At 63.4% G+C, this 13,481-nt stretch carries 12 protein-coding genes and 2 pseudogenes; 6 read left to right on the top strand and 8 right to left on the bottom strand.

Annotated features, from left to right (window positions below; genetic code table 11):
- From I71_RS10670 to I71_RS10655, 4 genes are all read right to left on the bottom strand, one after another.
- Nucleotides 1-388, bottom strand: a 388-nt coding sequence (locus I71_RS10670) for an ATP-binding cassette domain-containing protein (protein WP_042694732.1), incomplete at its 3' end; no start/stop codon positions are given.
- A gap of 7 nt (nt 389-395) precedes the next feature.
- Nucleotides 396-2,234, bottom strand: coding sequence for an ABC transporter permease (locus tag I71_RS10665; protein ID WP_042694741.1), 1,839 nt, complete (start codon nt 2,232-2,234; stop codon nt 396-398).
- Between the two features lie 20 nt (nt 2,235-2,254).
- The gene (locus tag I71_RS10660) at nt 2,255-3,436 is read right to left on the bottom strand and encodes an ABC transporter substrate-binding protein (RefSeq protein ID WP_042694730.1); all 1,182 of its coding nucleotides are present in this window, start codon (nt 3,434-3,436) and stop codon (nt 2,255-2,257) included.
- Nucleotides 3,437-3,466: 30 nt separating this feature from the next.
- Nucleotides 3,467-4,654, bottom strand: coding sequence for an ABC transporter substrate-binding protein (locus I71_RS10655; RefSeq protein WP_244433749.1), 1,188 nt, complete (start codon nt 4,652-4,654; stop codon nt 3,467-3,469).
- A 406-nt stretch (nt 4,655-5,060) separates the two neighbouring features.
- Between I71_RS10655 and I71_RS37310 the strand changes: the two genes are divergently transcribed.
- The 3 genes and pseudogenes from I71_RS37310 to I71_RS38240 all read left to right on the top strand — a co-directional run bounded on the left by I71_RS37310 (nt 5,061) and on the right by I71_RS38240 (nt 6,903).
- Complete coding sequence (locus I71_RS37310; RefSeq protein WP_244433750.1) at nt 5,061-5,273, top strand: transposase; 213 nt, start codon at nt 5,061-5,063, stop codon at nt 5,271-5,273.
- Nucleotides 5,222-5,523: pseudogene (locus I71_RS35800) on the top strand (integrase core domain-containing protein); the annotation flags it as partial. The gene I71_RS37310 and the pseudogene I71_RS35800, both read left to right, overlap by 52 nt.
- Before the next feature lie 423 nt (nt 5,524-5,946).
- Entirely contained in the window at nt 5,947-6,903 is a 957-nt protein-coding gene (locus I71_RS38240; protein WP_083897087.1) for a hypothetical protein, read from the top strand.
- A 374-nt stretch (nt 6,904-7,277) separates the two neighbouring features.
- On the opposite strand, the gene I71_RS38760 is transcribed toward I71_RS38240, so the two are convergent.
- From I71_RS38760 to I71_RS10625, 4 genes are all read right to left on the bottom strand, one after another.
- Nucleotides 7,278-7,541 (bottom strand): hypothetical protein, encoded by a 264-nt coding sequence (locus I71_RS38760; protein WP_042694726.1) that lies wholly within the window; start codon nt 7,539-7,541, stop codon nt 7,278-7,280.
- Between the two features lie 96 nt (nt 7,542-7,637).
- Entirely contained in the window at nt 7,638-8,390 is a 753-nt protein-coding gene (gene istB, locus I71_RS10635; RefSeq protein ID WP_042694724.1) for an IS21-like element helper ATPase IstB, read from the bottom strand.
- Nucleotides 8,387-9,928, bottom strand: coding sequence for an IS21 family transposase (istA, locus tag I71_RS10630; protein ID WP_042694722.1), 1,542 nt, complete (start codon nt 9,926-9,928; stop codon nt 8,387-8,389). The genes istB and istA overlap by 4 nt, the downstream gene beginning before the upstream one ends.
- Nucleotides 9,929-10,135: 207 nt before the next feature.
- Complete coding sequence (locus tag I71_RS10625) at nt 10,136-10,429, bottom strand: hypothetical protein (protein WP_049976031.1); 294 nt, start codon at nt 10,427-10,429, stop codon at nt 10,136-10,138.
- A gap of 89 nt (nt 10,430-10,518) precedes the next feature.
- On the opposite strand from I71_RS10625, the gene I71_RS10620 reads away from it, so the two are divergent.
- From I71_RS10620 to I71_RS10610, 3 genes and pseudogenes are all read left to right on the top strand, one after another.
- Nucleotides 10,519-11,328, top strand: coding sequence for a hypothetical protein (locus I71_RS10620; protein ID WP_148294210.1), 810 nt, complete (start codon nt 10,519-10,521; stop codon nt 11,326-11,328).
- 81 nt (nt 11,329-11,409) lie between these two features.
- Nucleotides 11,410-12,169, top strand: a pseudogene (locus I71_RS35795) (IS5 family transposase).
- Between the two features lie 251 nt (nt 12,170-12,420).
- Nucleotides 12,421-13,481: CorA family divalent cation transporter (locus I71_RS10610; protein ID WP_199902158.1), on the top strand; the 1,061-nt coding region annotated here is incomplete at its 3' end.

The raw sequence follows: 13,481 nt of genomic DNA, 5'->3' as shown, positions 1-13,481 counted from the left end.
TCGCCGCTCCCAGCGGTCCCAGCACGGGAATCCGTGGCCGAACCACCCGCAGCCGGGTATGGGCGCCGACCAGCACATTGTCGAGAACGCTGAGATTCCCGAACACCCGGCCATGCTGGAAGCTGCGGGCCAGACCGAGGCCGGCCAGCCGTTCGGCGGAGAGGCCGGTGACGTCGCGTCCCTCGAAGATGACGGACCCGGCATCCGGCGTGTCGAGCCCGGAGATCAGGTTGAACAGGGTGGTCTTGCCGGCGCCGTTCGGGCCGATGATGCTGACCAGCTCGCCCTCGCCCACCGTCAGCGACAGGCCGTTGACCGCGGTCAGCCCGCCGAAGCGGCGGGTCAGGCCGGCGATCTCAAGAAGTGTTTTCTTCGGTTCGTTCGCCATGGCGTCCTCACACCGTTCCCAGAAGGCCCTGCGGGCGGAAGCGGATCAGCAGCAGCAGGACGACGCCGTAGATCAGCATGCGGTATTCGGCCGCCGCGCGGAACAGCTCCGGCAGCCCGACCAGCACCGCTGCCCCCAGCACGGCCCCGGCGACATTGCCGAGCCCGCCAAGGATGACCATGGTCAGCGCCAGCATCGACACCGGCGCCGGGAAGGTCTCGTGGTTGATGTAGGAGTAGAAATGCGCCATCAGTGCGCCGCCCACCCCGGCGACGAATCCCGCCACCGCGAAGGCCAGCCCCTTGTAGCGGTTGAGGTCGACGCCGTAGGAGCGCGCCGCCACGTCGTCCTCGCGGATCGCCCGCAGCGTGCGGCCGAGATGGGAGTTCAGCAGGCGGGATTGCAGGGCGGCGAAGGCCAGCAGTACGGCCAGCGGCACCCAATAGACCCACTGGCCGCTGACCAGCGGCTTGCCCGCCACCGACAGCGGCGGGATGCCAGTGACGCCGATCGGGCCACGGGTCAGGCTTTCCCAATTGAGGATGACCAGCGTCACGATCTCGCCCACCGCCAGCGTGGCGATGGAGACGTAATGGCCGCGCAGCCGGAAGGCGGGATAGACCAGCGCCGTGCCCAGCGCCGCCGCCACCAGCCCGGCCAGCGGCACCGCCAGCAGCACCGGCACCCCGGCATCCAGCGCCAGCAGCGAGGAGGCATAGGCGCCGATGGCGAGCAGCCCGGCATGGCCGAGCGACACCTGCCCGACCGTGCCGGCGACCAGCGTCAGGCTGAGCGCCAGCAGGGCGTAGAGCCATGCGTTGCCCAGCGTCTGCAACAGATAGGGCTGCTGCACGACCAGCGGCAGGGCAAGCGCGGCGGCGGCCAGCGTCCACACCGCCCATTTCGGCAGGACCAGCGGCCGGCTGGGGGCGATGAAGGTGCCGGTCAGCGGCTCCGGCGGCAGGCGGCGGGCGCGGGCGAACAGGCCGTTGGGCCGCAGCACCAGAATCAGGATCAGCGCCACGAAGGCGAAGAGGTTGCGGTAGCTGGTGCCGAACAGGGCGATGCCGTAGCTCTCGATCAGGCCGAGCAGCAGGCTGCCGGCGATGGCGCCCGGCACGTTGCCGACGCCGCCGATCAACTGGGCGACGATGCCTTTCAGCCCGGCCTGGAAGCCCATGTTGGGGTCGATGGTGTTGTAATACATGCCGACCAGCAGGCCGCTGACCCCGCCCAGCGCCGAGGCGATGGCGAACACCGTGCGGTTCACCTTGTCGACATCGACGCCGCACTGCTGCGCCGCGTCGCGGTCGAGCGCCGTCGCCCGCACTGCCCAGCCCAGCTTGGTGAAGCGCAGGAAGCCGTAGAGCAGCCCAGCGCTGCCGATGCCGACCGCGGCGATCAGCAGGTCGAGCGCGCCGATGCTGCCGCCGCCGATGGCGATGCGCCATGTCGGCAGCTGGGTCGGCAGCGCGCGCGGGTCGGGGCTGAACAGCAGCTGCGCCGACTGGTCGAGCACCACCGACAGGCCGATGGTGGCCAGCAGCGGGGCGATGCGCGGGGCGTTGCGCAGCGGGCGCAACCCCACCCGCTCGATGACCGCTCCCAGCAGGCCGCAGCCGGCGGCCACCGCGATGAAGGTGATGGGCAACGGCAGGTTCAGCTTCGTCACGCACAGCCAGCCGATATAGGCGCCGACCATGTAGACCGAGCCATGGGCGAAGTTGATCAGGTGGGAGACGCCGAAGATCAGCGCCAGCCCGACCGCCAGCAAAGCATAGATGTTGCCGATGACCAGCCCGTTGATGGTGTAGTCGAGCCATGGGCCGAGAGTGGTGGGAAGCACGATGGTCGGTCCTTCCAGCGTCAATTCGCGGCCTTGGCGGCCACCGGCTCCCACAGGGCGAAGGCACCGTTCTTCACGACGAGCCGCGTGCTCAGCGGCTTGTCGACGCGGCGGGTCTGCGGATCGAAGCGGACGGTGCCGTAGACCACGCTCGGCGCATCCTTGACGGTGGCGAGCCCGTCGCGGACGGCGGTGCGGTCGGTGCCGCTCTGCCGGATCACCGTCGCCAGCAGCAGAAGCGCGTCGTAGGCGCGGCTGGAATAGGCATCCGGCTCCACCCCGTATTTGCCGGTGTAGGCCTTGACGAAGGTCTGGACCTCCGGCCGCGGGTCGCCGGGGAAGAAGGGGGTGGTGGTGTGGACGCCTTCGACCGCCGTGCCGCCAAGCTCCAGGAACTTGGGCGAATAGACCGCCCCGGATGCTACCACCGGCTGGGTCAGCCCGGCTTCGCGCAGCTGACGGGTGATCTGGGCGCCGTCGGCATAGTAGGAGACCAGCACGATGCCGTCCGGCTTGGTATCCCGCACCCGCACCAGGGCGGAGCGGAAATCCTTCTCGTCGGCCAGATAGCCCTCGGCGCCGACCACCTCCGCCCCGCGCTGCTTGGCCGCCTTGGCGAACAGATCCTTGCTGGTGCGGCCCCAGTCATTGTTGATGAACAGCAGGGCGACGCGCTTCAGACCCAGTGCCGTCACCGCGTAATCGGCCAGGACCGGCATCTCCTCCGCCTGATTGAGCGCGTTGCTCCAGACGAAGTCGCCGCCCTTGGTGAAGTCGGGATGCGAGTTGGTGAAGCCGAACTGCACCAGCCCGCCAGTCTGGTAGATCGGCGAGGCCGCCATCGACGCGGCACTGGTGAAATCGCCCAGTTCGGCGACGACGCGGCTGTCGGCGACGAATTTGCGGGCGATGGCGACGGTCTGCTTGGGATCGCTCTGGCTGTCCTCGAACTGGACGCGCAACGGCCGGCCCTGGATGCCGCCGCCGGCATTCACCTGCTCCAGCGCCAGATCGAAGCCGCGCTGCCACTGCGCGCCATACTGCGCATATTGGCCGGTCAGCGGCCCGCTGACGCCGAGCACCACCGGCTCCTTCGCCGGATCGGCGGGCTGCGAGAAAGCCGGCTGGACGACGCCGAGTGCCGCCAGCAGCGACAGGGTGCCGGCAACCAGCGCGGTGGACCGGAGAATCAAATCGAGCATTGGAATCGCTTTCAAACTTTAAAATCCGAATCAGTTGGTGGCGGCGGGGACGCTGCCGTCCCACAGGACGAATGCGCCGTCCTTGACCACCAGCTTGACGTTGCGCACGCCGGACACGCGGCGTGTCTCCGGATCGAAGGTCGCCTTGCCGAAGATGACGCTGGGGATGTCCTTCACGCGCGGGAAGGCGTCGCGGATCGCGGTGCGGTCGGTGCCGCCGACCTCGATCACCCGCTGCGCCACCAGCACCGCGTCATAGGCGTAAGCGGAAAAAGCGTCCGGCTCCTCCTGGTACTTCGCCCGGTAGGCGGCGACGAAGCCCTGCACCTCCGGGCGAGGTTCGGCTGGAAAGAAGTTGGCGCGGGTGTGGACGCCGTTGACCGCCTCGCCGCCCAGTTCGAGAAACTTCGGCGAATAGACGGATCCCACCGCGACCACCGGCTGGGTAAGGCCGACCGGCTTCAGTTGCCGGGCAATGGCCGCCCCGTCGGCATAGTAGGAGATCAGGACGATGCCGTCGGGATTGGCCTCGCGCACCCGCACCAGGGTGGAGCGGAAATCCTTCTCGTCGGGCAGATAGCCTTCGGTGGCGACGACCTCCGCCCCGCGCTCCTTCGCCGCCTTGACGAAGATGTCCTTGCTGGTGCGGCCCCAGTCGGTGTTGAGGTGCAGCACCGCCAGCCGCTTGAGCTTCAGCGAGGTGACCGCGAAATCGGCGACGTTCGGCTGCTCCTCCGCCTGGCTGATGGAATTGCTCCAGATGAAGTCGCCGCCCTTGGTGAAATCAGGGTGGGAGTTGGTGAAGCCGAACTGCACCAGCCCGGCCCGCTGGTAGATCGGCGAAGCGGCCATCGACGCCGGGCTGGAGAAGTCGCCCAGCTCGATCAGGATCTTCGGATCGGCGACGAATTTCTGGGCGATGGCGATGGACTGGCGCGGATCGTTCTGACTATCCTCGAACACGTAGCGCAACGGACGGCCCTTCACCCCGCCGGCGGCATTGATCTGGTCGAGCGCCAGATCGAAGCCCTTTTTCCACTGCGCACCATATTGGGCGCTGGGACCGGTCAGCGGCCCACTGACCCCGAACCACAGCGGTTCGCCGGCGGCCTCCGCCGCCTTCGCCAGCCCATCGGGTATGACGCTGCAAGCGAGCGCGAGACTCCCGGTCAAAGCGCTGAACAGGACGGAACGTCGCGAAGGCATCGGGCCGAACATGGCGTCGTCTCCAAATTTGCTCGGTGCTGGAATTAAAGAAGGCCGCCGCCCGGAACCGGGGCGTGGACCCGCTGGCGGGCGACGGCTTCAGGCGCGGGAGGACGGGACGTCGTGCCTGATGTTTCCCCCTTCGGACCTAGTTTGGGCGACATGTGCGGTCCTCCCCAATCCCCATAGAAGAAAAGCATAACCTCTCATTTTCCCTATTGTAAATGTAGTGTTTTAAAATTTTTATTTACATATTTATTATGTTGTTTTTGAGGGCAGTGAATCGCTCCGGTTCTGTTGCTCCAGATATGGGAGGGGCTGGGCAACCGTCCGCCCACGGCCACCCTGCGAGGATTGAACGAAGCAGGCTGAGTGAGGACGCTGCGGATCGCCGCGGCTTGGTCCTATGTCCAGCCCCATGGCTGTGCTGATGACTTACCAGCGCGTCGAGGCAATCATCGGTTCGGAGAAGCGCCGGACCTGCAGCGTCGAGGACAGGGCTCGTCTGGTGGCGGAAGCATTCCGGCCCGGCGTGGTGGCGTCCGACGCGGCGCGACGGCACGGCCACAACGTCAGCCTGCTGAATACCTTGCCATTCGGTACACCGAGCGCCTCACCGAAGCTGAGGTAGAACCCTCCGTGGGCAGCGTTGGCGATTCCTACGATAATGCATTGGCCGAAACCATCAACGGCCTCTACAAGACCGAAGTGATCCGGCGCCGCGGTCCCCGGCGCACCTTGGAGGCCGTCGAGTTCGCCACCCTGGGTGTGTCGACTGGTTCAACCGCCGACGCCTCCTCGAACCCATCGGCAACATTCCTCCCGCCACGGCCGAAGCGCGGTACTATGCCCAAACCGAGGACATCGCCATGGCGGCGTGACTCAGCTCAGTCCTTACCGCCCCGTAAACCCTTCAAGCGATTCTCGTGGCAGGTGGATATTTCTACGTCGCTCCCTTAAAGTTGCTCCATCTTAACCTCCGGAGGGCACCTTCAAGATGCAGCTTACGAGGAGCCAGCGTGTCCGTTCGCCTGGAAAGCAGAGTCGTCCGGTCGATGAATAGCATCGACGCGTCCCTCGACGGCAAGATCGTGGTTATGTCGATCGAGACCAGTCACTATTACGCTTTCAAGTCTGTGGCCGTCGCCATTTGGGAACGCATCGCCGCGAAGAGTCGATTTACTGTGCCAATCCCTTCTCGCCGAATTCGAGGCGTAACCCACCAAAATCGAGGGTGATGTGATCGAACTGCTCGACCGTCTGACAGATCTCGACATCGTCGAGATTGGGGATCGATCCTCACCGTGACGGAGGAACGGGACCACCTGCTGTGCGGATGGCGCGTGCGCAGTGCCTTTCCGCTGCCTGAATTACCGGTCTGGAGGGGCCCTGACGACACGCCGGTCGACGTGACCATCCGTCCGGGCGCGGTTCCGCCACGGCTGCCGGACGCTATAATCCCCGATGGGCTCGTGAATATCGGCGCGGATGGCGCTGCCCTGGTGCATATTCCGGGTTTGGTGCGTATCCTGCTGCGCGACGGGCGGGACATCACTGTGGAGATTCTGAGGGACGAGGGGGAGGCCACCGGCTGGCGGGCCTTTCTTCTAGGCGTTGGATTGGCCCTGCTGTGCGACCAGCGCGGCGTGTTCCCGCTGCACGCCGCCACGTTGCGAGTCGGCAACCGCACCGTAGCCCTCGCCGGCGATTCGGGAGAGGGAAAATCAACCCTGGCCTTCGCCTTGACACGACGCGGTCACCGCCTGTTGTCGGACGATCTGACCGTGCTGCGCGATGACGGACCGGGCGGCACCACGGTGTTGCCCGCCTTTCCACGACTGAAGCTGTGGCGCGACACCCTTGATTGGGCGAATCTGCCGGTCGAGGGCATTCCCCATGTGCGACCGGACCTTGAGAAGTACGATCTGTCCCTGGCCGCCGGCTTCACAGCGGACATGGTGCGGCTCGATGCCATCTTGGTGTTGAGCAAGGGCGCGGACGGGGAACCGCCGGCCTTGACCCCGCTTCGCCAGGCGGAGGCGGTGGTCGAGATCATGCGTCACACCAGTCGTCGGCGCACGCGCCTTTTGGCCAGCCATAAGCCGATTCTGTTCAAACGGTCCGCGGAGATCGCGCGGTCCGTGCCGACCTTCCTGCTGAGCTATTGCCGGCGCTTTGACGCTCTCGGCGCCACCACCGCCCTGATTGAGGGGACCTTTGGCCAAACCCCCTCATGCCGCCCGGGCCAGTCTCCTTCATGAGCGGTCGAAGAATTCAGTGTCTTTTCGTGGCAGTCACACGCTGACGTCGTTGGGAACGAGCCGCTTCAGGCGCCTGGAGAGGATCGGGATGAAGGCGATTTGGACGACGGCGAGGAGGTGCTCCTTCGTCCGCTCGACGATGGTGTTCAATCGATGGTAGCGGCTGATCCAGCTGACGGAGCGCTCCGCGACTCAAGCGATTTTGGGGGGATGAACCCCCGTTGCGGTCGCGGGCGATCGGCTGGACCGTGATTCCGAGCGCCTCCCCGGCTTTGGCCAAGCGCTTGCCGCGATAGCCGAGATCGCCGATGGCGGGTCCCCCCGTGTTGCACGGAGGCGAGGACGGCAAGGACCCGCCCTACCCAGCCCGTTGATCAGGAGACGCGGATGGAGTTCCGGTGTCCGAGATCGAGCATCCGGTTGAGGACCACGACGCCGATGGCGACCTCCGTCGTTTGCGCCTCGTCGGTATGGAAGCGCAGCGCCGGTCCGAGCCCCTGCTTCCAGCGCCCGATCTGCCCTTCCACCGTCTCCCTTTGATTGTTGCAGGCACCGGGCGGTTGTGACCACCATGTATGGTTCGCGCTGATCACCAATTTCAGTTCGAGGTGATCCTGTGCCACGGTGATCACGATCACCGTTACGGCTGGGTGAGCACGTCGAGTGCGTCGCGATCATCTGGCCGGTGTCATGATCACCCCTGCGGCGTCATGATCACCGGCACAGGAGCCTGCTTACTCAGGCGTCATTCTCTTCCTTGCCTGAAGCTTCCGCATCGATTCCCCCCGCAGTGCGATGCGGTGGGCCTGATGGATCACCCGATCAAGGATGGCATCTGCGACCGTCGGGTCGGAGAAAAAGCCATGCCATTGATCAATTGGAAATTGGCTCGTGATCAGGAGTGAACCCGATCGCATCCTCCGATCCACGATATCGAGCAGAACCTGCCCTACCCGTGGAGTGATTTCGCTCAATCCGAGATCGTCGATGATCAACAGGCTGGGTTTGATCAGGTCAGCTTTCAGTTTCGGCAGCGATCCATCAAGGATGGCGACCCCGATATTTTCACAGAGATCACTTGCCCGGAAGAAGGAAACCGGCAGGCGTAGGCGACATGCCTGAGAACCGAAGGCACAGGCGAGCCATGTTTTCCCCGCTCCAGTCGGACCAATCACAATCAGGTTAAGATGTTGGCGAATCCACTCGCACCCGGCCAGATGCAGGACCATCGACTTATCGAGATCCCGAGACGAACGATAGTCCACATCTTCCAGCGTTGCTGTTTCTGGAAACCCCGCCCCACGGATCAGCCGCTTCAGCTTCTTCGACTCACGCTCCGATGTCTCATGCTCGACCAGAAGACCGAACCGATCGTCGAAGCTCAGTTCGTAGAGTTTCGGCTGCTGCAATTGTGTGGCGTATGCTTCGGCCATGGACGTCAGCCGGAGTTCCCGCAGACGATTGATGGTCTGTTGAACGCTGCTCACGTGCGTTCTCCGAAATAATGAGGCCCTCGAATATTCTCATGACTTGGTTTTGGTTCTTCTCTTTCCATTGCGACCGAACGCCTGTCTGGTGAATGCCTGAGGATTGATTCCACGCTACGCAAAGCTGTGATGTTGATCGACAAGGCGTAGACGCAGGCCTCCTCAAACCGGGCATCGCCGTGCAAATGGGCCAGTTCACGCATACGCCGTGCAGCCCTCAGCCCATTCACCGCATCGGAGCGGCTTTCCAAGTGATGGCGGATCATCGCCTCCGTGCCTCGCCCCACCGATTGAGCCCAGCGCGCCAAATTGCGGGGTTCGCCATCCAGAACCCGAACATGGGCCACAGGGCGATGTTCGGGGATGGTTTTGATCTCTCCCCGGCCCTCGGCCATCTGATGCATGGCAACCCGGCGCCCCTTGTGCATCACCTCAAGAATGGTCGCTGTGTATCGCAGATCGACACGTTCGCCGCGCAACTCCGACGGGACGGAATAGAAACTGCGTTGGTGTTCGATGTGATGATCGTCACCGACGCGAACGCCGTAACGCCAGTCAAACAGCTCGAACGGTGTCGTAGGCAAGGGCTTCAGGGCAGGTAGTTCCTTATCCTGAAAACGCTCTTTGCGGCTCCCCGGCATTTTCTTGAACGGGTGTTCATTCATCTGCGCCGTAAGCTGCTTCAAAACTCCATTCAGTTCCTCCAGGCTGAAGAACTGGCGATCACGCAAAGCGAACAGAATCCACCGTTGGGCGATTTGCACGCCCACCTCGGCTTTTGCCTTATGCTTCGGCTTACGGACCCCGGTCGGCAATGCGGCTGTGTCGTAGTGACGCAAGCATTCCCGATAGGCGGGATTGAGCACGGTGCGATCCTTTTCCCGGCGCCACACCGCTGCCTTCAGATTGTCGGGAACAATCCATTCCGGGACGCCACCAAGGTCTGCAAAGCAGTCCTGATGGCATTTCACCCAATCCGCCGTCGTCTGCGTTGCAACCGCTTTGAGATAGGTGTAATTCGAATAGCCGAGCACCGCGACGAAGATCTGCGCATTGATCGATCCGCCTCCCTGGGGATTCATGACCGGCACCGTGCGACCGGCGAAGTCGACGAAGAGCTTTTCGCCCGGTCGATGAACTTGTCGCATCACGACGTGCTGGCGCTTGGCCCAACTCCGGTAGCCGGCCGTGAACTGCGTATAGGCGATCCCCGTTGGGCAGGTGGCCCGCCACTCACGCCACAATCGCTCCAGCGTCGCATCCGGGCGTTGCATTTCGGCGTGGACCAGCGCCCAGTCCGGAGCCTCCTTGCGTTGCGCGATGGATTTGTTCCGGGTGCCCAAAGCGATGGTCCATGCATCGTCGTCGAGCAACTGAAGGTCTGTCCACGCCATGCTGGAATTCAGCAGGGCCTCGCGCATGAAACGGACGGTGTTGGCTGAAATGCCCAATGATCGCCCGATGGTGCGGCTCGATTGAGACCGGTCATAATAATGCAGGCGCGCTATTTCTCGTTGAAGGTGAACTGGCAGACGCACGGTCGATGATCCTTGCGAAGCCCAGGACGACGCTGATCCCGGGCAGACGAAGTCACCCCTCACGCCCCCGCTCGTCGATCATTGACGAGCAGGGCAGCACGGTGCATAGTGCCCTGACACAAGTTACCACTTGTCCGGCAGCAATGTCGGTGCAACGCCCGAGGCAGCACCCTCGGGCGTTCGCGTTTTCGGAGTGGGCGATAGGGACTACAGGTGCTCGCTCTCTCCCCTCATCACCGATCCAACGGCTTTCACGGATGCGAGCCAATCGGCGACATCCTGTGTCAGCGCGAACCAGCCACGGCGATTTGGCACCACGAACAGCGGCACGGCCAACTGCCCCCGGCGTCTGGCTTGGCGGAGCGACGCGAGGGTCCGATGCCCCAGCGCCAAGGCCAGTGGTTCTCCGCCCAGCAAGGGGCCATGGAGACGCAGAAGCGCCTCACGCAGTTGGTCGCGCAAGGCGGTCGTCGTATCTGGCGGGACGGGATCGATATCCATCGCACTCTCTTGGATCGGCTGTCACGCAGAGTTCGTTACAAGTCGGTTTTGCACCACCCGCACCGATGATCAGATTTTTGGTACTCCAGATGACCGTGATGTCGCCCAATGCCAAAGCCCGGAAACGAGGCCGTCCTTCCACCCATCCCGTCGATCGGCTGCGAACGCGTCTGTGGATCAACGTTCTGAAGGCCGTTTCCGGCCTGTCGACCGCCTATGCGCTGGAAATGGCGCTTGATGGACATCTGGTTCGGAAACGCGATGCCGACGTCGCGCGACCACGGAAATGGGACGCATACGAGAAGGGGACGAAAGTACCCTTCGATCGGCCTGGGCCGCGCAATGCCGTGGATCAGGCCGAAGCGCGCTTCCCGGGGGCGGCACGGTGGTTCCGGAGCCCGATCTGGTGGTATTTGAAACAGGAGCCTTTCGATGCAAGGCGCCTTGAGGAGGCACTTCGCACCCTGGAACCCGCCGTCGTTTCGATCCTATTCGAAGCAGAGGCACGCGAAGGTGAGGGAGTTCCACGGCAGCGTCCAATCGACGACCGCATCGCATTCGAGTTGGCAATGATCGCCAGCTTTGATGCTTTGGTTGCAGCGGTGCTCCTGGCCGGCATGTCCGAAGTGATCGCCTCGCCAGAACTTCGGGAGCGGGCCTTGCGCGTTTATATGTCCTTGCAGTCAACGATAATAAAAATGCCGGTCATGGAGGGCATATACCCGGAACTTCTGTCTCTTATCGATGTCCGGTGTAAGCACTGGGTCTATTTGTCTCCAAATTTGAGGATGGAATCCGTCATGTTCTGGCAAACTTTCCAACAGCATATGGAGGAAAAGGCGGATACATCTCTCGATACGGTCGAGCAGAGTCCTGGAGCCTCACCACCACCATCTTAACGGGACCTAGGGTCCAGACCCATAAAGAGCCTTTCCGTCAGGGAGCCGTTGTGATTCAACGCGCTGGAAAGGGGCTATGCGATGAGCAACGGTCATTTCTGGTTGACGGTGGAGCAGTTTGGGCGGCTTGAGCCGCACCTTCCGCGCGACACCCGAGGCAAGCCGCGCGTGGATGATCGACGTGTGATCAGCGGAATCGTCCATGTGCTGAAGTCGGGCGGGCGCTGGGCAGGTGCTCCACCGGTCTACGGCCCCCGCAAGACGCTCTACACAACCGCGTTGTCCGCTGGGCGGCCAAGGGCGTGTGGGAGGACATCTTCCATGCCTTGGCCGCGGCGGGTGGCCCACCGGCCCAGGTGATGATCGACACCACAGCAGTCCGCGCCCATCGTTCGGCGAGCGACGGGAAAGGGGGGAGCGCGCCCAGGCCATCGGACGGTCCCGTGGCGGACGAACCACCAAAATCCATGCCCTGAGCGATCCGCGCGGGCGGCCGCTCGCCTTCCTGTTGACCGGCGGTCAGGTTGCCGACTGTACCGCCGCCGACCGTCTGCTCGACCGGATGCCCGCCACCAATCTCCTACACGGCGACAAGGGGCCCGACAGTGCCGCTGTTCGCCGGAAGATCGAAGAAGCGGGAGCCGCGCCCAACATTCCACCACGCGCCAACAAGCGCTGGAAAAACTGCTTCTCTCCCTACCTCTACCGGAACCGCAACGTCATCGAGGGCATGTTCGGGCGCCTCAAGGATTTCCGGCGCATCGCCACCCGCTATGACCGCTCCGCCACCAACTTCATGGCAGCAGTCCAAATCGCCGCAACCGTCGCCTACTGGTTATGAGTCCGGACCCTAGCAACATTGCGTGCGTGCTGCAAGTGAACGCAATACACGCAAAACCCGTATCAATTGATTGTTATAGATATCAGATATATAATCTGGAGCATATTGAGGGGCGATCTCCCTCCATAGAGGATATGGTTGGTGTTCATATGATTGACTGGTCTTGCTTTCTGGTCGCGCCACTCTCTCTCACCAGAGAAGATGTGACGCGCACGCGGCAGTCGCTATCCTGGACAAGTTAGACCCTGAGATTGACCGAGTCCGATCCGGCGGCACTGGAGGAATCGGCTCGGTTCTTTCTTCCAACCTGCCGCGACCTTTTCATGCCCAGATCAAGCGATCTCGTGAATTCGTCGCGATGGACCTTGTTTCCCGACATGTGGCCGGAGCTGCTCGGGCCGGACGCGGTTCCTTGGGCTCGGGTCGAGTGGGTGGACCTGCTCTGGATGGACGTTCATCCTCTTCTCCTGATCAAGGTCACCGGGGACAGGCCCTTCACCCCGGACGACGTCAAGTGGGTAGCGGCCGCCTCCGCCTCCTGGCACCCGGCGCATCCCGGGGCCAGCCCGGCTACTTGGCGGGGCGGCGTGCGTGAATTTCACCTCCGCCAGTGGATCCTGGGAGATGTCCTGGCCGTGCCGGCCGAACGCTGGGACGACGTCGACGGCCGTGTCCACTGGTTCGGCCAGGACCTGCCGACCTTCAACCTCTGCCATGCCGAGTCAGGTTGGCCCGATGAGGGAATGCTGGACGATCTCGTGCCGCATTTCGCGCTTGGGATGGCGTCGTGGCGGGAGGAGTTTGGTCCGGACGCCGCGACCCGGAAAGCCATCCTCGATCACCACCTACAGGAATGGGCAAACTGGCGGCTCGACGAGTGGCGCAACCGGCTGACGCTGTTTCTGGCGGGCAAGACCACACATGGCCAACCGCGGAACACGGAAACCTACTACACTCTCCTGTTCGCGGCCGTCTGCTACCAGCGGGTCCGCTTGACCGACTTCCTCGATCAGGCGACCGGCCCGGGCGCCGGAATCGCGGCGCTGCGTAGCGGCTTCGCCGCGTTTCGCCGTCAGTATCTGCCCCATCGCGTGACGACATACGTCATGGGTGACCAGATCTACGATTTCCTGCGCGCGGCGAACCACCTTCCCGAGATCCAGAAGGAGATCGAGGAGCAGATTCGCTTGGCGGACGAAGCGGAGCGCTTGGATCTCGGGCGTCAGGAAAACCTGACCATGATCGTTCTGACCACTGTGGCGGCCCTGTTCCTGCCGGCCTCGCTGCTGACCGGCGTGTTCGGAATGAACAG

Source organism: Azospirillum sp. B506, from assembly GCF_000333595.1.
Classification (GTDB): domain Bacteria; phylum Pseudomonadota; class Alphaproteobacteria; order Azospirillales; family Azospirillaceae; genus Azospirillum.
This window is presented reverse-complemented; position numbering and strand designations above follow the sequence as displayed.